The sequence below is a fragment of the Aromatoleum sp. genome (assembly GCF_032027225.1).
Lineage (GTDB): Bacteria > Pseudomonadota > Gammaproteobacteria > Burkholderiales > Rhodocyclaceae > Aromatoleum.
The window spans coordinates 1-23,907 of record NZ_JAVSMM010000005.1; the positions used below are offsets into that span (position 1 = coordinate 1).

The 23,907-nt window shown below is 68.1% G+C and carries 20 protein-coding genes; 8 read left to right on the forward strand and 12 right to left on the reverse strand.

The window, feature by feature from the left end; all coding sequences use genetic code 11:
- Positions 1-418: AMP-binding enzyme (locus tag ROZ37_RS07480; RefSeq protein WP_409449942.1), on the forward strand; the 418-nt coding region annotated here is incomplete at its 5' end.
- A gap of 139 nt (positions 419-557) precedes the next feature.
- Here the strand turns inward: ROZ37_RS07480 and ROZ37_RS07485 are convergent.
- From ROZ37_RS07485 to ROZ37_RS07535, 11 genes are all read right to left on the reverse strand, one after another.
- Positions 558-1,409: an oxidoreductase gene (locus ROZ37_RS07485; RefSeq protein ID WP_312658616.1), complete on the reverse strand. Its 852-nt coding sequence runs from the start codon at positions 1,407-1,409 to the stop codon at positions 558-560.
- A gap of 105 nt (positions 1,410-1,514) precedes the next feature.
- On the reverse strand, positions 1,515-2,648 hold the full coding sequence (locus ROZ37_RS07490) for an acyl-CoA dehydrogenase family protein (RefSeq protein WP_312658617.1): 1,134 nt from the start codon (positions 2,646-2,648) through the stop codon (positions 1,515-1,517).
- A gap of 237 nt (positions 2,649-2,885) precedes the next feature.
- Positions 2,886-3,083, reverse strand: coding sequence for a hypothetical protein (locus ROZ37_RS07495; RefSeq protein WP_312658619.1), 198 nt, complete (start codon positions 3,081-3,083; stop codon positions 2,886-2,888).
- Between the two features lie 81 nt (positions 3,084-3,164).
- Positions 3,165-3,941: an SDR family oxidoreductase gene (locus ROZ37_RS07500; RefSeq protein WP_312658621.1), complete on the reverse strand. Its 777-nt coding sequence runs from the start codon at positions 3,939-3,941 to the stop codon at positions 3,165-3,167.
- A gap of 13 nt (positions 3,942-3,954) precedes the next feature.
- Positions 3,955-5,100 carry a CaiB/BaiF CoA-transferase family protein gene (locus ROZ37_RS07505; RefSeq protein WP_312658623.1) on the reverse strand — a complete coding sequence of 382 codons (1,146 nt, stop codon included), beginning with the start codon at positions 5,098-5,100 and terminating at the stop codon, positions 3,955-3,957.
- Between the two features lie 46 nt (positions 5,101-5,146).
- Positions 5,147-6,442, reverse strand: a complete 1,296-nt coding sequence (locus ROZ37_RS07510) for an MFS transporter (protein ID WP_312658624.1) — start codon at positions 6,440-6,442, stop codon at positions 5,147-5,149.
- Positions 6,443-6,458: 16 nt separating this feature from the next.
- A complete protein-coding gene (locus tag ROZ37_RS07515) occupies positions 6,459-7,313 on the reverse strand; it encodes a MaoC/PaaZ C-terminal domain-containing protein (RefSeq protein WP_312658625.1) in 855 nt (284 codons plus the stop codon).
- A 27-nt stretch (positions 7,314-7,340) separates the two neighbouring features.
- Positions 7,341-8,213 carry a CoA ester lyase gene (locus tag ROZ37_RS07520; protein ID WP_312658626.1) on the reverse strand — a complete coding sequence of 291 codons (873 nt, stop codon included), beginning with the start codon at positions 8,211-8,213 and terminating at the stop codon, positions 7,341-7,343.
- A 100-nt stretch (positions 8,214-8,313) separates the two neighbouring features.
- A complete protein-coding gene (locus tag ROZ37_RS07525) occupies positions 8,314-9,516 on the reverse strand; it encodes an acetyl-CoA acetyltransferase (protein WP_312658628.1) in 1,203 nt (400 codons plus the stop codon).
- A gap of 2 nt (positions 9,517-9,518) precedes the next feature.
- A complete protein-coding gene (locus ROZ37_RS07530; protein ID WP_312658629.1) occupies positions 9,519-10,958 on the reverse strand; it encodes a 3-oxoacyl-[acyl-carrier-protein] synthase III C-terminal domain-containing protein in 1,440 nt (479 codons plus the stop codon).
- Positions 10,959-11,037: 79 nt separating this feature from the next.
- Positions 11,038-12,180, reverse strand: coding sequence for an acyl-CoA dehydrogenase family protein (locus ROZ37_RS07535; protein ID WP_312658631.1), 1,143 nt, complete (start codon positions 12,178-12,180; stop codon positions 11,038-11,040).
- Positions 12,181-12,328: 148 nt separating this feature from the next.
- Between ROZ37_RS07535 and ROZ37_RS07540 the strand changes: the two genes are divergently transcribed.
- Positions 12,329-13,873, forward strand: coding sequence for an acyl-CoA synthetase (locus ROZ37_RS07540; protein WP_312658633.1), 1,545 nt, complete (start codon positions 12,329-12,331; stop codon positions 13,871-13,873).
- A gap of 65 nt (positions 13,874-13,938) precedes the next feature.
- Here ROZ37_RS07540 and ROZ37_RS07545 read toward each other — a convergent pair whose 3' ends face one another.
- Positions 13,939-14,859, reverse strand: coding sequence for an NAD(P)-dependent oxidoreductase (locus tag ROZ37_RS07545; protein ID WP_312658873.1), 921 nt, complete (start codon positions 14,857-14,859; stop codon positions 13,939-13,941).
- A 300-nt stretch (positions 14,860-15,159) separates the two neighbouring features.
- Here ROZ37_RS07545 and ROZ37_RS07550 point away from each other — a divergent pair, with 300 nt between their 5' ends.
- From ROZ37_RS07550 to ROZ37_RS07575, 6 genes are all read left to right on the forward strand, one after another.
- Positions 15,160-16,533 (forward strand): DUF1329 domain-containing protein, encoded by a 1,374-nt coding sequence (locus tag ROZ37_RS07550; RefSeq protein WP_312658634.1) that lies wholly within the window; start codon positions 15,160-15,162, stop codon positions 16,531-16,533.
- 138 nt (positions 16,534-16,671) lie between these two features.
- On the forward strand, positions 16,672-17,826 hold the full coding sequence (locus tag ROZ37_RS07555) for an acyl-CoA dehydrogenase family protein (protein ID WP_312658635.1): 1,155 nt from the start codon (positions 16,672-16,674) through the stop codon (positions 17,824-17,826).
- A 130-nt stretch (positions 17,827-17,956) separates the two neighbouring features.
- Entirely contained in the window at positions 17,957-18,937 is a 981-nt protein-coding gene (locus ROZ37_RS07560) for a hypothetical protein (RefSeq protein WP_312658638.1), read from the forward strand.
- A complete protein-coding gene (locus tag ROZ37_RS07565) occupies positions 18,934-20,304 on the forward strand; it encodes a phosphotransferase family protein (protein WP_312658640.1) in 1,371 nt (456 codons plus the stop codon). Before ROZ37_RS07560 ends, ROZ37_RS07565 begins: the two co-directional genes overlap by 4 nt.
- Positions 20,305-20,479: 175 nt before the next feature.
- Positions 20,480-22,717 carry a CoA transferase gene (locus ROZ37_RS07570; protein WP_312658641.1) on the forward strand — a complete coding sequence of 746 codons (2,238 nt, stop codon included), beginning with the start codon at positions 20,480-20,482 and terminating at the stop codon, positions 22,715-22,717.
- Between the two features lie 73 nt (positions 22,718-22,790).
- Positions 22,791-23,900: an acyl-CoA dehydrogenase family protein gene (locus ROZ37_RS07575; RefSeq protein ID WP_312658642.1), complete on the forward strand. Its 1,110-nt coding sequence runs from the start codon at positions 22,791-22,793 to the stop codon at positions 23,898-23,900.
- The last annotated feature ends 7 nt before the right edge of the window (positions 23,901-23,907 follow it).

Genomic DNA, 23,907 nt, shown 5'->3' on the forward strand with positions numbered 1-23,907 from the left:
CTACGGACGGTCGGATGCGACGCTGAACCCGGGCGGCGTGCGCATCGGCACCGCCGAGATCTACCGCCAGGTCGAGAAGCTGCCGGAAGTGCTCGAATCGATCGTCATCGGCCAGGACTGGCCGCCCACGGACCCGACCGATGTGCGCGTCGTGCTGTTCGTGCGCCTGCGCGAAGGGCTCACGCTCGACGACGCGCTCGTCGCGCGGATCAAGCAGGCGATCCGCGACAACGCGACGCCGCGCCACGTGCCGGCCCGCGTCGTCCAGGTCACCGACATCCCGCGCACGAAGAGCGGCAAGCTCGTCGAACTCGCGGTGCGCAACGTCGTGCATGGGCGGCCGGTGAAGAACATCGAGGCGCTCGCGAACCCGGAGGCGCTCGCGCAGTTCGAGCGGCGGGAAGAACTGGCGAGCTGAAGGCGGCGGCGCGAGGGCGGTTTCCCAGCCGCCCTCGACCGCGCGGGGGCGTCCGCGCAGTGTCGGGTGATATCGGACGGGTAATGCGGACCCGACAGGCGTGAACGGGCCCGCCCGTCCCCGGATCACTGCGCAGGGGTCACGCAGTCGCGTCGGGAAAGTCCGCGAGCGGCGCGATGTCGTGGCTGCGTTCCATATCGCTCAGGCGGTCGCGGATCGATTGAATCGCGCCGGTATAGGCTTGCCGGCCGAGGATCAGGCGCAGCGGCGGATCGTCGGCCAGCACGGTGTCGACGATGAGCGCCGCGGCGCGCTTCGGGTCGCCGGCCTGTTTTCCGTCGAGGCTGCCCGAGTACGCACGCATCTGGACGGCACTTTCGTAGGCGTCGATCGGCGTTGCCGGCGCGGCGATCGAGCGCCCGGAGAAGTCGGTGCGGAACGGCCCCGGCTCGACGATCAGCACGCGGATGCCGAAGGGCGCGACCTCCTTCGGCAGCGCCTCCGACATTCCTTCGACGGCGAACTTGGACGCTGCGTAGTAGCCCACGCCGGCGCTTCCGCGCGTGCCGGCGGTCGACGACAGATTGACGATGCAGCCGCTGCCGTCCGCCCGCATCGCGGGCAGCACCGCGCGGGTCACGGCCGCGAGCCCGAACACGTTGACGTCGAACTGCCGCCGCACCTCCGCGTCGCTCGCTTCCTCGATCGCGGCGAGGAAGCCGTAGCCGGCGTTGTTCACCAGGACATCGATGCGCCCGAAGCGCTTGCGCGCGTCGTCCACGGCGGCGCGGACCTCGTCCTCGCGCGTCACGTCGAGTTTCGGCGCGAACACGCGCTCCGGCGCGCGCGCGACGAGATCGCCGACGCTCTCCGGATTGCGGGCCGACGCGACGACTCGTCCGCCGCGCGCCAGGACCTCCTCGGCGATCGCGCGCCCGAACCCGGACCCCGTGCCGGTAATGAACCATGTCTTGCCAGTCAGATCGCTCATCCGCTTCGTTCTCCGTTGGTCGTTGCGGTTGGCCGGGCAGGGCGGTGGGTGTGGCATCCTGGCCGCCGCCTCTCCCGGCTTGCTGCGCACAGGCGTGCGCAGGCGTCACTTCAGATAGCGGCGCCCGAGCACGGACAGTTGCAGTTCGGTTGCGCCGGCCCAGATCCGCTGCAGCCGCGCAGCGGTGAACATCTGCGCGATCGGGTGCTCCTCCATCCAGCCGCTGCCGCCCCAGAACTGCAGGCAGGTGTCGATGACGCGGCCTTCCATTTCCGGCAGCCAGATCTTGAGCATCGCCCCGTCCGCGATGCCGAATTCGCCGCTGCGGTAGGCGTCGATGCAGCGGTCGATGAAGGAGCGGGCGACGGCGAGCTCCGTCTCGACCATGCCGAGCCTGAACTGCGTGTTCTGCATGTCGATCAGGCGCTGGCCGAACATCCGCCGTTCGCGCGCGTGTTCGAGCGTCATCTCGAACGCGGTGCGCGAGGCGGTCCACGAGCGCGACGCGATGTGGAAGCGGTCGAGCGTGACGGCGGTGTCGAAGAGCTTGAACGCCTGGCCTTCCTCGCCGACGCGGTCGCCGACGGGCACGCGCACGTTGTCGAGGAAGAGCTCCCCGGTGTCGCCGCCGCGGTAGCCGAGCGTCGTGTGCTTGCGCCGCGTCAGGCCCGGTGCGTCGGCGGGGACGATGAAGGCGGTCATGCCGCGCGTGCGCTCGCTGCCTTCGGTTTTCGCGATCACGTAGATGACGTCGGCGATCGTGCCGTTGGAGATGAAGCACTTCGTCCCGTTCAGCACGTAATGGTCGCCGTCGCGCCGCGCGCTGGTCAGGATCGCGCCGGCGTCGCTGCCCGCGCCCGGTTCCGTCATCGCCAGCGCCTGGATCGCTTCGCCGGCGAGGATTTTCGGGAACCACTTGCGCTTCTGCTCCTCGCTTCCGGCGTCGATCAGCACCGAGGTCGCGATGTCCGACGTCAGCGACGGGCCGGCCACCGCGCCGGCCGGCAGGCGCCCGAGTTCTTCGGCGAGCACGACGATAGACAGGCGGTCGAGGCCGGGTCCGCCGTATTCCTCCGGAATCGCCGCGCCGAGGAGCCCGAGCGCGCCGGCTTCGCGCCAGAACGCGCGCAGCTCCGCGTCGGTCGCGAATGCGCCGCCGCGCGGCACCAGCTCCCGGGCGAGAAACTTCCGCACGGTATCCCTGAACATTTCCAGTTCTTCGCCGAACCTCGAGCCCATCCTTGTCTCCTTGTGGTGTTGTTTGGCCGTGGTAGGCCAGTCGAGATGAACTTTGAAGCGGCCGCTGTCGCATCCCTTCGACGTTCGCGCTGCGCGGGCTGCGCAGCGCGAACGGTGGGGCCGCTCAACGGCCGAGAAGGCAAAAATCCGTTCGACCGGACCCTGTCGAAGGACGGGTGGGATTTGCCCGGTGCAACGGCTGTTTTCGGAATCGATCGAGCCCCGACCCGCGCGTCGCTAACCCCCTCCGCAGCCGCAGCCGCGCCATTGGCCGATGTCGAAAAGTGCGTTCAACTCGTCGTCGGGCGAGAGTCCCTGCTGGAACGCCGCGAGGTGTCCTTCCTTGCGCGGCGAGACGAGCCACGACAGGCCGCGCTCGCCGGCGATGCGTTCGAGCTCGTCGCACCACGCGTCGAAATCGTGTTCGTTCGTCACCTGCCGATCTCCCGGGAGCGGAGGACAAAGGAGTCGAGAGGAACTCCGCCCCGCGCCCCCTGTGATCCGCCACCCGGGGGCTCAGACGACGCAAGGCGTCGCGGCGCCGTCCAGCGTGATGTTCGTGCCGGTCAGGTAGCGTCCGCGCGGTGATGCGGCGAACGCGACGATGTCGGCGATTTCCTCGGGTTCGGCGAAGCGTCCGAGCGGCAGCGGCGCGACCATGTGGGCGAGCGCTTCCTGTTCGCCGATTCCAAGCCGCCGCGCTTCGGCCTGGATGCCGTGTGCGATCCGTTCGGTATTCGTCGCCCCGGGGCTCAGGCCCACCACCCGCACGCCTTGCGCCGCGTAGGTGTTCGCGAGCCCGGCGGTCGCGAGCATCAGCGCCGCGTTCGCCGCACCACCGGCGAGATGACTGCGACCGGGCACCTTGCCGCCAGTGCCGATGATGTTGACGATCGCGCCGTCGCCGCGCGCCGCCATGCGCCGGATCAGCGGATCGATGACGTTGATATAGGTGAAGTACTTCGCGTCCATCGCCGCGCGCCACTTCTCGGGCGTCAGTTCGTCGGGCGGCGTCATGCGGGCGGCGCCGGCACTGTTCACCAGGACGTCGAGCGGGCCGAACTCGGCCTCGACGCGCTCGACCATCTCCGCCGCCGCCTGGGCATCGGTCAGGTCGGCCGCGATCGTGAACGCTTCGCCGAGCACGCGGCGCGCGTCGTCGAGGTTTTCGCGCGAGCGCGACACGATCGCGACGCGCGCGCCCTCGTCACGAAATACCCGTGCGCAGGCGAGGCCGATGCCTTTGCTGCCGCCGGTGATCAATACGTTCTTGTTGCGCAGTCCGAGATCCATGTCCGTTCTCCCCTCAGGTTTCGACGAGCACGCCCGATTCGAGCAGCGCGTCGATCTCGCTTCCCGAAAATCCGGCGTCGGTGAGCACCGCGCGCGCCGTGCCGATGCCGGCGCGACGCGGCTGCGGCGTCTGTGATGGGGTGCGACTGTAGCGCGGCGCCGGCGCGGGCTGCGTGGTTTCGCCGACGGTGACGAAGGTCTCGCGTGCCGCGTGATGCGGATGCGTCGGCGCTTCGGCGATGCCGAGCACCGGTGCGAAGCAGACGTCGGTGCCTTCGAGCAGGTCGCACCATTGCGCGCGCGTGCGTTCGAGGAAGCGGCGTTCGAGTTTCGCGTGCAGGCTCGGCCAGTGGTCGCGGTTCGAGCGCTCGCGGAATTCCGGATCGTCGATCTCCATCAAGGTCAGGAACGCGTCGTAGAACTGCGGTTCGAGCGGCGCGATCGAGATGAAACCGCCGTCGGCACAGCGGTAAGTCCCGTATTCGGGCGCACCGCCGTCGAGCGTGTTGTCGGCGCGCTGGTCATGCCACGAACCGTTCGCGACCATCGTGTAGAAGGGCGCCATCAGCAGCGCGGCGCCGTCGCTCATCGCGGCGTCGATCACCTGGCCCTTGCCCGAGCGGCCGGCCTCCCACATCGCGGCGACGATGCCGAACGCGAGCATCATGCTGCCGCCGCCGAAGTCGCCGACGAGGTTCAGCGGCGGCAACGGGCGGTCCGGCGCGCCGATCGCGTGCAGCGCGCCGCTGAGCGCGATGTAGTTGATGTCGTGGCCGGCGCTCTGCGCGAGCGGACCGCTTTGGCCCCAGCCGGTCATGCGGCCGTAGACGAGCCGCGGATTCGCCGCGAGGCAGGGTTCGGGGCCGAGCCCGAGCCGTTCCATCACGCCGGGGCGGAAGCCTTCGATCAGCGCATCCGCGCCGGCGACGAGGCGCAGCGCCGCGGCGATGCCGTCCGGATGCTTGAGGTCGAGCGCGATGCAGCGGCGGTTGCGCAGCAGCGGGTCGGCCGCGGGGTCTCGCTTGCCGACGAGCGCCGCCGGCGCCTTGCGCTCGATGCGGATCACGTCGGCGCCGGCGTCCGCGAGCATCATCGCGCAGAACGGCGTCGGGCCGATGCCGGCCATCTCGATCACTCGTGCGCCTTTCAGTGGTCCCATTGCTTTCTTCCCTTGTCGTTTCGTCTTGTCGTCGGGGCGGTCTGCGTCATGCCGTCGTCGTCGCGCGCACGCGGTCGAAGTGCGCGCCGGTCGAGATGCGTGCGATCACGAAGAGCAGCGCGGACGCGATCGCGAAGCCTTGCGCGGCGGTCAGCGCCCACTGCAGGGCGGCGTTGCCGGCGGTGTTCATGAAGGCGTCGCTCATCAGCCCGACCGACAGCGGCAGCGCGCCCTGGCCGACGATCGCGATTGCGACGTTCGACACCGCGGCGCCGGTCGCCCGCAGGTGCGGCTCGCAGACGTTCTGGATCGCGGCCTGATAGGCCGGCGCGAACAGCACGCTGGTCGCCATCGCGATGAAGGTCGCGACCAGCGCGAGCGTCAACGACGGGTGCCACAGCACCAGCAGGTACATCGGGATCAGCGCCAGCGTCGCGCCGATGCAGATCGACACCGGGCTCGCGAGCGAGCGCAGCGCGAGCCGGTTGCCGAGCCAGCCGCCCGCGATCATCCCCGCGCACAGCCCGAGCGCCGCGGCCGGGCCGAACAGCAAGCCCACTTCCTGCACCGACAGCCCGTGCGTGCGGATGAAGAACTGCGGCAGCCACACCATCATGCCGAGGCTGCTGAACGCGCCGAAGGACGCGGCCGCGGCGAGCCACACGAAGGCCGGGTTGCGGACGAGCCGGCCGAGCCCCGCGAGATAGCCGATCTGGCGCGGCGCGGCGATCTCGAAGCGTCCGCGTTGCGGCTCGCCGACGAAGATCACCGTCGCGAGCGCGAGCAGCAGCCCGGGCAGGCCGGCGATCAGGAACACCGCGCGCCAGCCGTAGTGCTCGTTGATCCAGCTCCCGAGCACGAAGCTCAGGAACAGCCCGATCATGCCGCCCGCGGCGAAGATCGCCAGCGCCATCGAGCGCCGCTGCGGCGGAAAGTGATCGCTCAACAGCGACATGCCGGCCGGGTTCGAGCCGCCTTCGCCGACGCCGACGCCGCCGCGCGCGAGCGCGAGGGTCAGGAAGTTCGACGCCGCGCCGCACAGCGCGGTCGTCACGCTCCACAGCCCGACGGCGATCGCGAGCACGTTGCGCCGGCTGCGGCGGTCGGCGAGATAGCCGAAGTACAGGCTCGCGAGCGCATAGACGAGCACGAACACCGGGCCGGTCAGCAGCCCGTACTGCGTGTCGCTGAGACCGAACTCGATCCGTAGCGGCTGCGACACCACGACGACCAGCATGCGGTCGTAGTAGTTGAGGAGGTTGATCAGCGCGAGGATGAACAGCGCCGTGATCGCGCTGCGTTGGCCGGTGGCGGGCGTGGTCGCGGAGAAGGCGCTGTTCATGGGCTCGCTCCGTTCGTCAGGCGACGCGGGCGGTGCCGCGGTCGAGGACCACGAGATCGCGCGCGGGGACGACGGCGCGGAAGCGGATCAGCCCCGGCTCCGGTTGCCAGAAGTCGAAGCGGATGCAGTCGCCGGGCAGCACCGGGCGGCTGAAGCGCAAGGCCATCGACTTCAGCCGCGTCGCGTCGAAGTCGCAGTACGCCTTCAGCAGCGCGTAGCCGGCGAAGCCCTTCGTCGCGAGGCCGTGCAGGATCGGCCGTTCGAAGCCGCCGACTTTCGCGACCGCCGGGTCGATGTGCAGCGGATTGAGGTCGCCGCTCAGGCGATAGATGATCGGCGCGATCTCGAGCGTCTGCACTTCGAGCGAGAGTTCCGGTGCGCCTTCGGGCAGCTTCTGCAGCTCATCCGGCGCGTCGCCCCAGTCGCCGCAGCCGCCGTCGCCGCGCAGCATCAGCGTCGTCACGACGGACGCGATCGGGTTGCCGGTCGCCGCGTCGATGACTTCCTTGCGCTGGTGCAGGAACGCGCCCGACTCCTTGCCCTTGTCGCGCACGCCCATCACGTCGTGCCGGCCGATGACCTTGCCTTCGGCCGGCAACGGGCGGTGCAGCGTCAGCCGCTGCTCGGCGTGCAGCAGCTTGCGCCAGTCGATCGCGTAGTCCGGATCGCGTGCCCAGAAGCCCGGGTGGCCCAGCACGTTGGCGTACGTCGGCGCGGCGATCAGGCCTTCCTCGAAGAGAAAGCGCAGGTGCTTGGGATCGAGCGGTTCGGCGCCGAAGCCGACGCCGAGCGCGTAGAGGATCGTGTCCTTGAAGTTGTAGCTCGCTTCCGTGTCGGGAAAGCGGCGATTGACGACCTTCTCCAGATTCATCGTGGTCTCTCTGCGGGATTGTTTTTTTCAGGCACGCGCCGACAGCGCGACGATCTTTTGCGCCTGCACGAGGTGCGGCATGTCGAGCATCTGGCCGTCGAGGCCGAGCGTGCCGACGCCGGGATTCGCGCGGAACAGCTCGATCACGCGGTTCGCATGCGCGACCTCGTCGTCCGACGGCGTGAAGGCCTCGTTGATGACTTCCACCTGGGCGGGGTGGATCGCGATCTTGCCGCCGAAGCCGTCGCGACGGGCGCGACGCGACGCCGCAGCGAGGCCCGGGCCGTCGCGGAAGTCGGCGTACAGCGTGTCGATCGCTGCGACTTTCGCGGCGGACGCGGCGAACAGGCACAGCGAGCGGGCGAGGGCGTAGGGCTCGCTCCAGTAACCGTCGTCGCCCTTGTTGCTGATCGCGCCGATCGCGGCGGCGAGATCTTCCGCGCCCCAGGTGATGCCGGCGAGGCGCTCGCCGACTTGCGAATAGCCGCCGAGCGCGAACAGCGCTTCGGGTACTTCGGTCGCGACCGGCACGATGCGGGTCGCGCCGCGCGGAAGTCCGTGCTGCGCCTCCAGCGCGTCGAGGTAGTGCGCGAGGCGCTGCACTTCGAGCGGCGACGCGGCCTTCGGCTGGACGATGCCGTCGGGCGCTTCGGCCATCACGGCGGCGAGATCGTCGAGCGCTTCGGGCGTCGACAGCGGGTTGATGCGGACGAACAGCGCCGCACGGCGGTTCCCGCGCGTCGCCTTCAGGTAGCTCGCGACGAGCTTGCGCGCAGCGGCCTTGTTCGCCGGCGCGACGGCATCCTCGAGGTCGAGGATTACCGCGTCGGGGCGCACTTGCTCGGACTTGGCGATCTTCTTCTCGTTGTCGCCGGGCACAAACAGCATCGAACGATACATTTCGGGTCTCCGGTTTGCGCGCCGCCCGGGTCGGGGGCCGGGCGGAAGTCGAACCTCATCGAACGCGGCCGATTGCCCGGGCCACGTCCAAGAAGGGTCGTCAGTCGTTGTGACGGCCGACGATCGTGACCGCGGACACGCCGTTGAACGGCACGCCGCCGAGGTTGTGGCTGAGGCCAAAGCGCACGTTCTTGAGCTGGCGCTCGCCGGCGCGGCCCTGCAGCTGCAGATAGTTCTCGTACACCATCCGCAGCCCGGACGCGCCGATCGGGTGGCCGAAGCACTTCAGGCCGCCGTCGATCTGGCACGGCACCTTGCCGTCGGCGTCGTAGAAGCCGTCGAGGATGTCCTTGACCGCCTCGCCGTCCTTCGAGATGCCGAGATCCTCCATCGTCACCAGCTCGGTGATCGAGAAGCAGTCGTGCACCTCAATCAGGCTCAGCTCCTCGCGGGGATTCCGGATGCCGGCTTCCTCGTACGCGCGCCGCGACGCGTTGCGCGTGTTCGGCACGTAGCTGCCGTCCCACTGGTTCGTGCCCGATTCGCGACCGGCGCTGATCGACAGCTGCATCGACTTGATCGTGACGAAGTCGGTCTTGCCGAGCGCGCGGGCGATCTCCGGGGTCGTCACGATCGCGCACGCGGCGCCGTCGGACACGCCGCAGCAGTCGAACAGGCCGAGCGGCTCGGCGATCATCGGCGCGTTCAGGATGGTCTCAAGCGAGACTTCCTTGCGGAGATGAGCCTTCGGGCTCTTCACGCCGTTGACGTGGCTCTTCCAGGATACGTGCGCCATCGCGGCCTTGAGGTCGCCCTGCGAGATGCGGTACTTCGCCCGGTACGACGACGCGAGCTGCGCGAACCCCGCGGGTGCGGAGCCGAGCGGCATCCAGGCGCTGTTCAGCGTGCCCTTGAACGGCACCGGCAGACCGCCGTATCCGGTGTCCTTCAGTTTCTCGGCACCGATCGCGAGCGCGAAGTCGACCGCGCCCGCCGCGACCGCGTACGCGGCCCCGCGCAGTGCTTCGGTGCCGGTCGCGCACATGTTCTCGACCCGGCTCACCGGGATACCTTCGAGGCGCAGCGCCATCGCGGCGGGGATCGCAGAGTTGCCGACGTTGACCCCGTCCATGCAGGAGCCATACCACGCCGCGCCGATCTGGCTGCGCTCGATGCCGGCGTCCGCGAGGGCCTCGCGGAAGGCTTCGACGAGCAGGTGTTCCGTACCCGCATCCCAGCGCTCGCCGAACTTCGTGCAGCCCATGCCGATGATCGCGACCTTGTCTCTGATTCCAGTGGCCATGCTCAAGCTCCTTGCACCGTGGCGGGTGTTGCTTTCCAGAAATAACGGACGTTGTGGCGTTCCTTGTCCTTGCTCTTGATGCGGAACACCATGCGCAGCGGCGTGCCGACGTCGAGCTGGCCCGGTTCGACATCGACGATCTCCATCATCACGCGTGCGCCGCTGTCGAACTGCACGAGGCCGAAGTGAAGCGGCGGGGACGGCGAGAACTGGAGCCAGTCGGCGGTGTAGCTCGCGACTTTCGCCGCCTCGTCGACGAGCGGATGCGGTGTCAGCGTCTCGAACGAGCCGCAATTGACGCAGCTCGCGAGCTGCGGGAACTGCACCGTGCCGCAGCTCGGGCACTCGCCGGCGACGAAGTGCGCGAGCTGTTCGCGTGCCCGGTACTGCTGCGTCAGCGGGATCTTCTCGCTGCCTTCGGCGCGCATGCCCCAGTCGAGCTGGAGCTCGCCCTGGAAGGACAGCAGCTTGGTGTAATGCGCTTCGGCGCGACCGCCGGCGACCGCGGCGGCGACGGACAGACGCGGCTTGTAGTTCGCGAGTTCGGGCGTCGCCTCGAACACCAGCACGTCGCAGCCGGTGCCGAAAGCCGCGACCACGATCCGGTCGCCCGGCTCCGCCCGCTCCAGCGCGGAGGCGAACATCATCAGCGGGTGCGCGGTGCCGGTGTCGCCGCAGCGCGCATGCAGGTTATCGACGACGGCCTCGGCGGCGATGCCCGACTTCTTCGCCATCGCCGCGGCGATGCCCGACATCGTGCCGGGGAGGCAGAAGTGCCTCACATCGGCGGCGTCGATTCCCGCGTCGGCGAGCGCCGCCTTGATCGCGGCGGGGACGATCTTGCCGTAGCCCTCGTCGCGCACCCAGCGCTCTTCCCAGTAGTAGTCGTAGCTTTCGCCGCTCGCGCGGAAGTGGTCGATGAACGCGTCGGAGCGGCTGGCCGTGCCGATCAGCTTCGCGATCACCTTGCCGCTGCCGACAGTCATCGCGACTGCGCCGGCCCCGTACTGCAGTTCCTGCGCGCTGCCGGGCTTGGTGTGCCGCGCGTCGGACGCGACGATGAGCGTCGGCGTGTGGACGGTGCTGCGCAGCGCGCTCAGTAACGCCGACACGCCGGCGCGCAACGAGCCGCCGTTGTCGCTGGTAGCGACGGTTTCGGGCAGTCCGAGCGCCGCGGCGACGAGGGTCGCGTTCTGCAGGTCGGCGAAGGGCGGCGTCGTCGACGCGAAGATCAGCGCGCCGACGCCGTCGGTCGACACGCCGCGCGCGGCTTCGACGCTCATCGTCACGGCGTCTTCGTCCCAGTTGGCGAGTGCGCGGACGCCTTTGGCGCGCGCCTTGAGCTCGGGGAAGGCCCAGCCGTGCGCGTCGGCGATCGCCGAGCGCTCGATCCGGAGGTTCGGGACGTAGGCCCCGAACGAGATAATGCCGCGTTCAGTCATGGTTTTCCTTGCAGCGGAAGCGGCCGCGGGCGGCCGCATGTCGATGGGAGCGGATTCGGATTCGGACGGAGGCCGCGCGTTACGCGAACACCTTGCGGCTGATGATTTCGCGCATCACTTCGGACGAGCCGCCGGCGATGCGACGGATGCGCGCGTCGAGATACGCGTGCGCGATCTGGTACTCCATCATGTAGCCGTAACCGCCATAGAACTGCAGGCATTCGTCGGCGACCTTGCACTGCAGCTCGCCGGCGATCATCTTCGCCATCGCCGCGACGGTCGAATCCAGCTTCTTTTCGACCGCGAGTTCGATGCAGCGATCCACGAACACGCGCGCCGCCTGCACGTGCGCGGTCAGCTCGGCGATCTTGAAGCGCGTGTTCTGGAAGTCGGCGACCGTCTGGCCGAAGACCTTGCGCTCCTTCGTGTAGGCGACCGTGTATTCGAGGATGCCTTCGCACGCCCCGACCGCCGACACGGCGATGCTCAGCCGTTCTTCGGCGAGGTTGTGCATCGCGATCGAGAAACCCTGGCCTTCCTCGCCGATGCGGTTCGACACCGGCACGCGGACGTTGCTGAAGAAGAGCTCCGACGTGTCCTGCGCCTTCAGGCCGAGCTTCTCGAGGTTGCGGCCGCGCTCGAAGCCCGGGCGGTCGGACTCGACGATGATGAAGGTCATGCCTTTCGCGCCGGCCTCGCGGTCGGTCTTGCACGCGAGGATCACGATGTCGCACAGCTGGCCGTTCGAGATGTAGACCTTCTGGCCGTTGATGACGTAGTCGTCGCCATCGCGCACCGCCATCGTCGAGATCGCCTTCAGGTCGCTGCCGGCACCGGGTTCGGTGAGGCCGATCGCGGCGATGACTTCGCCGGAGGCCATTTTCGGCAGCCACTTGCGCTTCTGCTCCTGGGAGCCGAAGTTCGTCAGGTAGGTCGCGGCCATGTCCGAGTGCACCGAGAAGCCCGGACCCGTCGCGCCGGCACGGCCGAGTTCTTCGGTGAAGATTGCGTTGTACTTGAAGTCGGCCCCCACGCCGCCGAATTCCTCGGGGACGTTCGAGCACAGGAAACCCGCGGCGCCGGCCTTCAGCCACACGTCGCGCGACACCTTGCCGTCCTTCTCCCATTGACGATGGTAGGGCGTGATTTCCGTCGCAATGAAGCGGCGCACCGAGTCGCGGAACTGCTCGTGCTCCTCGGAAAAGATATTTCTCGGGACCATCTTGTCTCCACTCCGGTTATTGCAATGGTTATTCTGGGTCGCAACGCTCGCCGCCGCGAAGGACCCGCGCTGCGTAGGTATTTAAAACATACCTTATCCTATAATACGATCTAGTCGATCCGCAAGCTCCCCACAACCGAGAACGCCGATGCCGATACTCAAACGCCTCGCCGAAGCCCATCGCGACAAGGTCGCGATTCGCATGGCCGATTCAGGCGAACAATTCACTTACGCCGAGCTCGATGCACGCGCTGACCGTGTCGCGCGCTGGCTACTGTCGATGGACCTGGCCGCGGGCGACGTTGTCGCGCTGCTGCTCGAAAACCATCCCCGCAGTTTCGAACTGTGGTGGGGCGTGCGCCGCGCGGGCCTGTACTACACGCCGATCAGTGTGCACGCGTCGGCGGACGAAGCGGCGTACCTGCTCGAAGACTGCGGCGCCAAAGTGCTGGTCACGAGCCGTGCGCAGGAGGAAGTCGCCGCGCGCGTGCGTGATCGCCTGCCGGCGTCGCGGCGATTCATGCTCGACGGCGCGGCAGAGGGGTTCGACGCTTACGAGGATGCGGTTGCTGCAGCCGATCCGTCGGCCGTTTTGCCGGAGCGGCCGATCGGCCGCGAGTTCTTCTACTCGTCGGGGACGACCGGGCGCCCGAAAGGGATCCGGCGGCCGATGCAGGCTTTCGACCAGCGCTACGAAGTCCCCGCGCTCGAACGGCAGCTGCGCTCGATCTTCCGTTTCGATGCCGACACCGTCTACCTCTCGCCGTCGCCGCTGTACCACGCGACCTCGCGTTTCATCATCCGCGCGGTCGAGTGCGGCGGCACGGCCGTCGTGATGGACAAGTTCGACGCGGAGAAGGCGCTCGAAGCGATCGACCGGTATCGCGTCACGCACTCGCACTGGGTGCCGACGATGATGATCCGCATGCTCGCGCTGCCCGACGAGGTGCGCGCGCGCTACGACGTTTCGAGCATGCGCTGCGCGCTGCACGCCGCGGCGCCGTGCCCGCCGCAGGTCAAGGACCGGATGATCGAATGGTGGGGGCCGGTGATCGAGGAGTACTACGGCGGCTCGGAGAACGCCGGGGTCACCTACATCGACTCGCGCGACTGGCAGGCGCACCGCGGATCGGTCGGCCGCCCGATCTGGGGCGCGGTGCATATCCTCGGCGACGACGGCGAAGAGCTGCCGCCGGGCGAAGTGGGTGCGATCTACTTCTCCGGCTCGGGCGACTTCCGTTACCACAACGATCCGGACAAGACCGCGTCGGCGTTCTCGCGCCAGGGCTGGAGCACGTACGGCGATATGGGGCACGTCGACGCGGAAGGCTACCTGTATCTGAGCGACCGCCGCGCCGACCTGATCATCTCCGGCGGCGTGAATATCTATCCGGCCGAGATCGAGAATGCGCTGAGCCTGCACGAAGCGGTCGAGGACGTCGCGGTGATCGGGGTGCCGCACGAGGAGTTCGGCCAGGAAGTGAAGGCCGTCGTGCAATTGCGGGAGCCGCTGCGCCCGTCGCCGGAACTCGAGCAGGCGTTGATCGAGCATTGTCGCGAGCGGATTTCGCGCATCAAGTGTCCGCGCAGCATCGACTTCGTCGACACGCTGCCGCGCAGCGAGAACGGCAAGCTTCTGCGACGGGTGCTGAAGGAGCGCTACCGCAGGCGGAAGCAGCCTGATACCGGGTGAGGCGGTCGTCGCGCGGGCCGCGTCCTGGTGGCGACCCGCGCGAACGACAGGATTCGCGCCGGGCGCTATGCCTTCGATTCGGTGCGCGGCAGCCCGGCGAGATCGGTGAAGTAGTGGATGTAGGTCATCGTGTCGCGGCCGGCCGGCCCGGAGGCGATGACCGTCTGCTGGATCGCGGAGATCGCGTCGGCGACCGGCGTGCCCGCGCCGAGGCGCTGGGCCTCCTCGATGAAGAGCTTGACGTCCTTCGCGCCGATTTCCATCGTCCCCGTGCCGCCGAGCCGCCCTTTAAGCATGTAGTTCGGCGCGACGCGCTGCGAGAAGAAGTTCGCGCCGCTGCCCTGGTTGATGATGTCGAGCGTCGTGCCCATGTCGATTCCGGCCTTCATGCCCATCGCGACCGCCTCGCAGGTCGATAGCAGGCAGGCGTAGGACACCGCGTTGCTCATGACCTTGCCCACCTGTCCCATGCCGGCCTGGTCGCCGAGGTGGAACAGCCGGCCGGCGAAGGTCGCGAGCATCGGTTCGACCCGCTCGAACGCGTCGCGCGGGCCTGACGCGAGCACCCCGAGCGTGCCGGCCTCGAGCGCCATGATCGCGCCGACCACGGGCGCGTCGATCAGCATGATGCCGCGCGCCGCAAGACCTTCGGCGATCTCGACGGCGGCAGGTCCGCCGATCGTCGATGTCTCGACGTAGATCTTCACTTTCCTGCCGTCGACGACGCCGTCCGGACCGAGCGCGACCGTCCTGCAGATGTCCACGGTCGGCAGGCACGCGATCACGATTTCGCATTCGTCCACGATCTCCCGGCTCGACGAGGCGACCGCGCAGCCGCGTCGGCCGGCCTCCGCGAGGGCTTCCGAGTTGCGGTCGTAGGCGAGCACCGGAATGCCGCGTTCGACCATTCGAGCCGCGATCGGTCCCCCCATCGCGCCGACGCCAATGAATCCCACTCTCTGCATTTCTCTCTCCCTAGGGGTTATCGCCGCTTTCGCGTACCGGGTCCGAAAACTACCCGTTTGTGACTAGCAAAAATAATCACTATCCGTTATCGTCGCTTCGTATGCGTTTCACTAGCATACGATCTCATACAATAACAATCCAGCGCGACTGATCACGCGCTAAGCCGTTTCACTTGCGGCAGCGAGCCGCACATTCTGCGCCGGAAATCCGGCGCTCACCGACGGCGGCTTCCGCTGTGCGGCCACCGGCAAGGTTGCCGCAGCGGCGGAACCAAAAGAACTCGTACCTAACGAGACACACCAGTGACAGGAGACAGCGGCATGCATTCGATCAACAAAGCCCTTATTCCGCTCGCCATTGCAGCGGCAGGCGCCAACGGCGCGTTCGCCGCGGTGTCGGCCGAAGAGGCGGCGCAACTCGGAAAGACCCTGACGCCCTGGGGCGCCGAAGCGGCCGGCAATGCCGACGGCTCGATTCCTGCCTACACCGGGGGATTGACGACGCCGCCGCCGAACTTCGACAAGGGCAAGCCGACCTGGCGACCCGATCCCTTCGCCAACGAGAAACCGCTGTTCCGCATCGACGCGAAGAACTTCCAGCAGTACAAGAATCGACTCACGCCGGGCACGATCGCGCTGCTCGAAAAACACCCCAACACCTTCTTCATCGACGTCTACAAGACGCACCGCAGCGCGTCGTACCCGCAGGAATGGCTCGACAACAGCGTGAAGAACGCGACGCGCTGCAACCTGATCAACGACGGCGAGGGCGTCGATGTCGCCAACGGCTGCGGCGGCGGCATGGTGTTCCCGATCCCGAAAAGCGGCCTCGAGATGCTGTGGAACAAGGAGGCGACGTACCGCGGGCCGGCCTTCTCGACGCTCGACCTGACCGGGCGGTACGTGAAGCCCTCCGGCGAGGTCGTGCTGACCTCGGGCCCGTCGACCAAGCTCGCTGCTTACCCGCTCGGCGATCCGGCGGCGACGTCGCGCGACATTTCCTACGCCTACCGCATCGAATGGCGCGCGCCGACGCGGCTCAACGGCTCGGCGTCGATGCTGATCGACAAGACCGCGGATCTCGAACGCCGCGCCTGGAACTATCAGCCTTCGACGCGGCGGGTGCGGCTCGCGCCCGACTACGCAGCCGACACCCCGATCAGTTCGGCCGGCGGCGCCATCGTCTATGACGACGACGTGCTCTTCACCGGCAAGCGCGACCGCTACGACTGGAAGCTCGTCGGCAAGAAGGAGGTCTACCTGCCTTACAACACCTATCGCATCTCGTATCCGGAAGCGAACGGCGGCTGCAGCGACAACGCGCTGCTGACGCCGAACCACCCCAAGTCCGAGTGCGTGCGCTGGGAGCTGCACCGCGTGTGGGTGGTCGAGGCGACGCTGAAGGACAACAAGCGTCACGTCTATCACAAGCGGGTGCTGTTCCTCGATGAGGACATTCCGTCGAACGGCGTTGCCGACAACTACGACCAGGCCGGCGATCTGTGGCGGGTCAACTGGAACGCCCCGATTCCGGCGTATGAGGCGAAGGTTCCCGGGCTCGGCGAGCAGTTTTCGATGGATCTGCTGACCGGCATCTACTTCAACATCACGGCCTTGAAGGGGACGCGCATCGAGCCGGAATTCGACCGCTCGGTGCTCAACTCCGCAAACCTTCAGTCGCACATCCTTCGCTGAGCGGGCGGCGAAGACGCTCCACGGCGCGCGCCTCGTCGGATTGGACATTCCGACTGGGCGAATCGGCGCCCGCTACGTCATGGCGGGCGGGCGGCGATCCTGCGCCGACCGCCTCGACAACAACACAAGGAGACAGCGATGTTGGCGACCCAGCCGAGAAAGGTTTTCACCCCCGAGCACGAGCAGTTCCGCAAGACGGTCAAGCGATTCTTCCGCGACGAAGTCGAGCCGCACATCAAGGAATGGGAGAAGGCCGGAGCATTCGACCCGGCGATTTTCCGCAAGGCGGGCCAGTACGGGCTGCTGCAGGCCGGCATTCCCACCGAGTACGGCGGCATGGGCGGCGACTTCATGCACCACGCGATCCTGCATGAGGAGCACGGCTACTCGCTCGGCGGCGCGAGCATGGGCGGCGGCTTCGGCACCGACGGCTCGAGCTATCTGATTTACGCCGGCGGTACCGAGCAGCAGAAGAAGGACTGGCTGCCGCGCTACGCGTCGGGCGAGCTGATCGCGGAAGTGTGCTTCACCGAGCCGCACTGCGGCAGCGACCTCGGCGCGATACGCACCGTCGCTAAGCAGTCCGGCGGTGACTACATCATCAACGGCTCGAAGATGTGGGTGACGAACGGCTCCCTGTGCACGATGCTGCCGGTCTTCGCCAAGATCGACCGCCCCGACGGCAAGCCCGCGACCGGCATCTTCCTCGTCGACGCGGACATGCCGGGCGTGCAGAAATCGAAGCCGATCCGCACCATCCACCAGGGCTGCGCGGTCGAGGCGGAAGTCTTCTTCGAGGACGTGCGCGTGCCCGCCGATCGCCTGCTCGGCGAAGACCCGAACGGCAACGCGCTGAAGAACATCGTGCCGGTGCTGATCAACATGCGCGCCGCGCAGGCGCTGCGCTTTCAGGCCGCCGCCGAGACCGGCTTCGACCTGACCGTCGAGTATGTGAAGAACCGGCCCGCGTTCGGACAGACGGTGTTCGACTTTCAGAACACCCAGTTCCAGCTCGCGGACGTGAAGACCGAGCTGACGGTGATGCGCGCCTTCCTCGACCAGTGCCTGCTGAAGATGCGCGAAGGCACGTTGACGGCCGAGGAGTCGGCGATGGCGAAGCTCGCCGCGTCGGAGACCGAGTTCAGGGCGCTCGACCGCTGCCTGCAGCTTTACGGCGGCATGGGCGTCGCCCACGAAATGCCGATCTCGCAGTTGTGGACGGCGGCGCGCATCCACCGGATCTATCTCGGCACCTCGGAGATCCAGCGGCAGGTCATCGCCCGCACGATCTGATACGCAACGCGCCTCCTGCAACCCGAACCGGCCCGCGGGACTCCGGGCCGGACTCCTCGTCACGCCAACACGCCCGCGCGCATTTCTCGCATGCGCGCGGCTGCGATCACTTCGACCATCGGGAGAGACCATGCTGCTGAATACCCACGACGATCTGCCGCATCCCGTACCGCCGGCAGCCTTTCTGCGTTACAAGGAAAACTATTTCTTCATCCTGTTCTCGCCCGCGACCGGCGTGTTCGGGCTGTCGCATCTGAACTTCGAGCCGGGATTCGACCGCGGGCGCTTCTCGTGCACGCTGTCGGTGCGCGGCAAGCTGATCAAATACGCGAACCAGATCCCGTTTCCGCAGGACTTCGCGCTCACGCGCGAAATCGGCGACGGAAGGCTGTCGGTCGCGTTCGTCGAACCGCACGGGCGCTTCGACATGCGGCTGGAATCCGACGACGTCGAGCTCGACGTCGTGTTCACGCGCCGCCAATCGACCTTCGATTTCGGTGCCTGCCGCAGCGCCGCGCCCGACATGCCGACCTTCCAGGAAGTCATGACGCTCGGCCTGAACCTGCCGTACAACCACCATCAGCAGGGCCTGTCGGTGAAGGGCAGGCTGCGGCTGAAGGACGGCGGCGAGACGATCGCGATCGAAGGCTACGGCTACCGCGACCACAGCTGGTCGATGCGCTCCGACAACCTCGTCAAGGAGCACACCTGGTGCGGCTTCAACTTCCCGAGCCTGACGATCGGCTCGAAGACGATCCAGACGCTGCACCGTCCGGGCCTCGTCGCGCGCGAAGGCTACGTCGCCGATGCCGACGGGCCGCGGGCCTTCCGCGCGATCGCGACACGCGCCGTCGGGGACGGACCGGACGGGCTGCCGGCGAAGCTCGTGCATGAGCTCGTCGACGTATTCGGCCGTGCCTACACGATCGAAAGCGACGTCGCCGAGCGGCTCGCGCACGTGCCGCTGTATTCCGAAGTGCCGTCCTCGAACGGCGACGTCTATCACGTCGTCGAGAACTTCTGCCGCTGCCGCCTCAAGGAGACCGGCGAGGAAGGCATCGCGCTGATCGAGCTCGGCCGCAGCTCGCGTGTCGGAGGAGCGTTCCAATGAGCAGCACCGCAAACCGCACGCCGATCGACCTCGTCCGCCAGACCTGCGCCGCAATCCGGGCAACGCTCGACGACGACCGGGCGATCGCGCTCGATCGCGTCGACAGCGTGCTCGCACTGCTTGCGGCCGAACAGCGCGAGCTGCGCACGCTCGGCGAACAGACGGCGCACCGCTACTACGGTCTGCAGGAGAGGCCCGAGCCGCTGCCGTTCGACCAGGCGCTTCGCGCGGTGAACGACCGCATCGCGTCGGGGCCCGCGTTGTCGACGCCTGCGGCCCACGCGGCGGCGTCGCGCGCGCTCGCGATCGAAACCGACTACTGGCGGCACTACACGGATCTCGTGCACGCGCAGGTGCGCAAGTCGGCGGCGAAGCGCGAGGGGCCGAAGGACGATGGGTTCGACGTCGCGCGGCTGCAGCGCTACCTGCGGGAGACGTTCGGCGAACCCGAGCTCGAGATCGAGGCGACGTCGCTCGCGTCGCGCGGCTTCTCGAAGAAGACCTACTTCGCGTCGTTGCGCCACGCGCCCGGCCTGCCGCGCGAGCTCGCGCTGCGCGTCGACCAGCCGTTCAACTATCTCGGCACGACGGTCCGCGACGAGTTTCCGGTGCTGTGCCACCTGTGGGAGCACGGCGTCAAGGTGCCGCAGCCGCTCGCGCTCGAGTCGAGCGGCGACGTCCTACGCCAGCCGTTCATCGTCTTCCCGCGTGTCGGCGGGGTGCTCGTCGGCAACAACTTCGACTACCCGAAGCCTAACGACGCGCTGATCGAAGACATCGCCCGTCATTTCGCCGCGCTGCACGCGGTGCCGATCGCCGGCAAGCCCGGGGCCGACGAACACCTGGTTGCGGCAAACCTCTCGCGCCTGGTCGACAAGTTCTACGCCGACTGGAAGGCGACCGGGGCGGCGTCGCCGATCGTCGAGGCGGCGTTCAAGTGGATCCGCGAAAACCTGCACCTCGGCATCACCACGCCGAGCTACGTGCATAGCGACATGAACTTCAACAACATGCTGATCGACGGCGACCGGGTCGAGGCCATCGTCGATTGGGAGTTCGTGCACGTTGGCTCGGCGGCGTGCGACCTCGGCTACTTCCACTATGCGGCCGAGGCCGTCGCCGGCTTCGACCGCTTCCTCGCCGCATACGAACGCGCGGGCGGCCGGCGCTTTCCGCGCGAGACGCTCGATTTCTACATCCTGTGGGGCCAGTTGAAGCTGACGATCATGTCGTTCCAGGTCGTCACGGGCTTCAACGCCGGGCAGTTCGACGACATCCGCTACGGCCTAGCCGGCATTCACTTCCTACCGGTCACGCAGCTGCGTGTCGGCAACAAGCTCGCGGAACTGCTCGGTAGCGCGGAGTAGGGCGGTCGGCCGGGAACGGAGCAGGGGCGGCGGCGGCGGGCGTCGCTCCTGCCGGCGCCGATCGTTTGCAGCAGCGCACGCAGCGCATCGCGTGGATGGAACGCTGTCCCGCTGCGGGCCGACACGCGCCTTTTCCCCGTCCTCACAACGATACGAATTCCACTAGGGGTGTGGCATGACCGATTCAGTGAAGTTGCTCGAAGGCATCGTCGCGGTCGACCTCGGCGCGGGCATGGCGCCCGCGCTGGTCGCGAAGTTCCTCGCCGACAACGGCGCGCGCGTGATTCGCGTTGAGCCCGCGGGGGGCGATCCCTTTTACGCGCATTACCCCGCCTATGAAGTGTGGCGCCGCGGCGCCGAACGCAACGACGAGGCGGGGCGCGATCCGGCGGCCCTCGACCAACTGCTCGCGGGCGCGGACCTGTGCATTACCGGCGGCGAGGACTTTCCGGGGCTCGAACACCGCCGCGACGCCGACGCGCTCGCTGCCGCGCATCCGCGGCTCGTGCTGCTCGACCTCGGCGGCAACCCGCATGGCGTGGCTGGTGCGGAGCGGCCGTCGACCGATCTGCTCGCGCAGGCGAGGACCGGCCTGTGCTACGAGCAGTACAGCGACCGGCCGCTGGCGATGAGCTTCGAGCCGGCGACTTACGGCGCCGCGCTGCAAGGGCTGTGTGCGCTGCTCGCAGCGCTTTACGAGCGCGAGTCGAGCGGGCGCGGGCAGATCGCGCGCACCTCGCTGTTCGAGGGCGCTCTGTCGTGGCTCACGATGTACTGGGGAGAGTTCGAGCGGCCGACGCCGGGGTGCGGAGTGAACCCGAAGGATCCGTATCCGCTGATCTTCCGCTGCGCCGACGGACAATACATCCACCTCGTGATGGGCGGCGCAAACTCGAAATACAAGCTGTATCAGCTCCTCGGGATCGATGATCCGTCCGTAAAACCCGGCGACAACGGCCTGCCGAACCCGGCGGCCGAGCCGCGCAATTTCTACGGCGACATCGATCTGCTGTCCGAGCACGTCGGCCGGCACGACAGCGCGTCGCTGCTCGCCGCGCTGTGGGATGCGGGCATTCCCGCGGAGCCGGTGCTGCAGCCCGGCGAATGCTGGGACCACCCGCAGGTCGAGCACAACGGCATCGTGGGGCGCGGCGCCGACGGCACGCGCCACCTCGCCAGCCCGATCATCGCGCGCCGGAACAAGGCGCGCGGAAAGTCCGAGTCGCGCGCCGGCAGCCGTCCGCTTGAAGGGGTGCGCATCGTCGATCTCGGCGCGTTCATGGCCGGTCCGCTGGCGTCGCTGGTGCTGTCGGACCTCGGCGCCGACGTCGTCAAGGTCGAGCCGATCGGCGGGGAAGCGAGCCGTGCGCTGGTGCGCGGCTACCTCGCGCCGAACCGCGGCAAGCGCGGCGTCGCGATCGACCTGAAGTCGCCGAAGGGGCTGGAGATCGTGCAGGCGATGGCGAAGGGCGCCGACGTAGTAGCAAGCAACTTCCGCAGCGGGGTCTCGACGCGCCTCGGCGTCGATCCGGCGTCGCTGCATGCGCTGCGGCCGGACCTCGTGGTACTCGAAAGTCCGGGCTACGGCGCCGAAGGGCCGCTCGCGCAGCGCGGCGCGTTCGACCTCGTGATGCAGGCGCTGTGCGGCCACGAGGCGCGGGGAGCCGGGCCGGGGAACGACCCGTTCTGGAACCGGACCTTCATGGTGGACGCGACCGGCGGACTCCTCGGCGCGATCGGTCTGCTCGCGGCGCTGATCTACCGCCGGCGCAGCGGCAACGGCGTCGGACTGACCGTGCCGCTGCTCAACGCCGGCATCTTCCTGCTTTCCGAACTGGTGCAGCGGCCCGATGGGCGCTTCGAAGGCGCGGACCCGGTCAATGCGACGCGCACCGGCTACCGCCCGACCGAAGCGATGTACGAGGCGAGCGACGGCTGGCTCGCGATCGTTGCACGCGACGACGCGCAGAGGCGGGCGCTGGTCGAAGTGCTCGGCATCTCCGGCCGGGTGGCGCCGGATGCGCAGGCGTGGGGCGAGACCGAAGCGTCGCTGATCGCGGCGGTGGTGTCGGGGCGCAAGGTCGCGGAGCTTGCCGCGGCGCTCGAAGCGTTCGGTGTTTGGGCCGAGCCGTGCAGAAAGGACGGCGGGGCCGCCGTGATTGCGGACCCCGCGTTCGAGACACGCGGCACCGTGCGCGTCAGCACGCATCCGCGGTTCGGCCGCATCCGCGAACTCGGCAGCCTGTACACGCTGTCGCGCTCCCGGGTCGGCAACGCCCGACCCCTGCACGAGATTGGCGAGCACACGGGCGAAGTGCTGCGCGAGTTGGGTTTCGATGATGCGGCGATCGACGCGTTGCTCGCCGAGGGCGTCGTCAGCGACGGCCAGCCGGCGAGGGCCGAAGCGTCGTAACGCACCTTCCCGTCCCCCCCGTTTGAACCGGCGGCGCGGAAATCCAGCGTCAATAAATAGTCAGGAGGAAACGATGAGCTTGGAATTTTCGGCGGACGATCGCGCGTTGCAGGATGTCTTGAGGCGATTTCTCAACAAGGCGTGCCCGACGAGCCGCGTGCATGCGGTGCTCGACGGCAGCGCGGGCGAAGCGCGCGCGCTGACGTCCGCGCTCTCGGAAGGTGGCTGGATGGCGGCGGCACTGCCCGAGGAATATGGTGGGCAGGGCTTGGGATATTCCGCGCTGTGCACGATCGCCGAGGAACTCGGCAGGACGCTCGCGCCGACATCGTTCGGCTCGACGGTGTTCCTCGCCGCCGAGGCGATCCTGCACGGTGGCAGCGACGCGCAGAAGCAGCGGCTGCTGCCGGGACTGGGCGCCGGAACCCTCGGCGGGGCGCTGGCGCTGTGTGAGCGCGACGGCCCGATCGTCGAGCGGGCAACGCAATGCACGGTGCGGGACGGAAAGCTGTCGGGCACCAAGACGCCGGTCGTGGACGGGGGCGAAGCCGACGTTGCAGTCGTCTCGGCACGCTCGGAGGCCGGCGTTCGGCTCTACGTCGTGGACCTGGCGCAGACCGGTGTGACGCGGACCGCGCTGACGAGCATGGATCCGACGCGGCCCCTGGCGGCGATCCGCTTCGAAGACGCTGAAGCTGAGCTGCTCGGCGACGGCTGCGACTGGGATTTCGTCGAACGGCTGCTCGACCGCGCCGCGGTGCTCTTCGCATTCGAGCAGGTCGGCGGCGCCGACGCCGCGCTCGCGATGGCGCGTGATTATGCGTTGAGCCGCTACGCCTTCGGTCGGCCGATCGGCTCGTTCCAGGCGATCAAGCACAAGCTCGCCGATGTGTACATCGCCAACTCACTGGCGCGCGCGAATGCCGAGGAGGCGGCATGGGCGCTGACGATCGGTTCTCCCGATCTTCCGCTCGCCGCCGCCACCGCGCGCGTAGCCGCGTCTGAAGCCTACGAGCGGGCCGCGCGCGAAAACATGCAGACCCACGGCGGCGTCTCGGCGACGTGGATCCACGACTGCCATCTGCATTACCGCCGCGCCCGGCACCTGAACACCTGCATCGGAGCGCTGCCCCAGTGGCGCAACCGTGTGGCCGAACGGCTCATCACCCAATCCGCAGCGTGAGAGGAGA

Excerpts from the sequence above, each read along its gene's own strand:
- ROZ37_RS07485 (WP_312658616.1), bottom strand. The coding sequence starts at position 1,409 with ATGAGCGATCTGACTGGCAAGACATGGTTCATTACCGGCACGGGGTCC.
- ROZ37_RS07490 (WP_312658617.1), bottom strand. The coding sequence starts at position 2,648 with ATGGGCTCGAGGTTCGGCGAAGAACTGGAAATGTTCAGGGATACCGTG.
- ROZ37_RS07500 (WP_312658621.1), bottom strand. The coding sequence starts at position 3,941 with ATGGATCTCGGACTGCGCAACAAGAACGTATTGATCACCGGCGGCAGC.
- ROZ37_RS07505 (WP_312658623.1), bottom strand. The coding sequence starts at position 5,100 with ATGGGACCACTGAAAGGCGCACGAGTGATCGAGATGGCCGGCATCGGC.
- ROZ37_RS07510 (WP_312658624.1), bottom strand. The coding sequence starts at position 6,442 with ATGAACAGCGCCTTCTCCGCGACCACGCCCGCCACCGGCCAACGCAGC.
- ROZ37_RS07515 (WP_312658625.1), bottom strand. The coding sequence starts at position 7,313 with ATGAATCTGGAGAAGGTCGTCAATCGCCGCTTTCCCGACACGGAAGCG.
- ROZ37_RS07520 (WP_312658626.1), bottom strand. The coding sequence starts at position 8,213 with ATGTATCGTTCGATGCTGTTTGTGCCCGGCGACAACGAGAAGAAGATC.
- ROZ37_RS07525 (WP_312658628.1), bottom strand. The coding sequence starts at position 9,516 with ATGGCCACTGGAATCAGAGACAAGGTCGCGATCATCGGCATGGGCTGC.
- ROZ37_RS07530 (WP_312658629.1), bottom strand. The coding sequence starts at position 10,958 with ATGACTGAACGCGGCATTATCTCGTTCGGGGCCTACGTCCCGAACCTC.
- ROZ37_RS07535 (WP_312658631.1), bottom strand. The coding sequence starts at position 12,180 with ATGGTCCCGAGAAATATCTTTTCCGAGGAGCACGAGCAGTTCCGCGAC.
- ROZ37_RS07540 (WP_312658633.1), top strand. The coding sequence starts at position 12,329 with ATGCCGATACTCAAACGCCTCGCCGAAGCCCATCGCGACAAGGTCGCG.
- ROZ37_RS07550 (WP_312658634.1), top strand. The coding sequence starts at position 15,160 with ATGCATTCGATCAACAAAGCCCTTATTCCGCTCGCCATTGCAGCGGCA.
- ROZ37_RS07555 (WP_312658635.1), top strand. The coding sequence starts at position 16,672 with ATGTTGGCGACCCAGCCGAGAAAGGTTTTCACCCCCGAGCACGAGCAG.
- ROZ37_RS07560 (WP_312658638.1), top strand. The coding sequence starts at position 17,957 with ATGCTGCTGAATACCCACGACGATCTGCCGCATCCCGTACCGCCGGCA.
- ROZ37_RS07565 (WP_312658640.1), top strand. The coding sequence starts at position 18,934 with ATGAGCAGCACCGCAAACCGCACGCCGATCGACCTCGTCCGCCAGACC.
- ROZ37_RS07570 (WP_312658641.1), top strand. The coding sequence starts at position 20,480 with ATGACCGATTCAGTGAAGTTGCTCGAAGGCATCGTCGCGGTCGACCTC.
- ROZ37_RS07575 (WP_312658642.1), top strand. The coding sequence starts at position 22,791 with ATGAGCTTGGAATTTTCGGCGGACGATCGCGCGTTGCAGGATGTCTTG.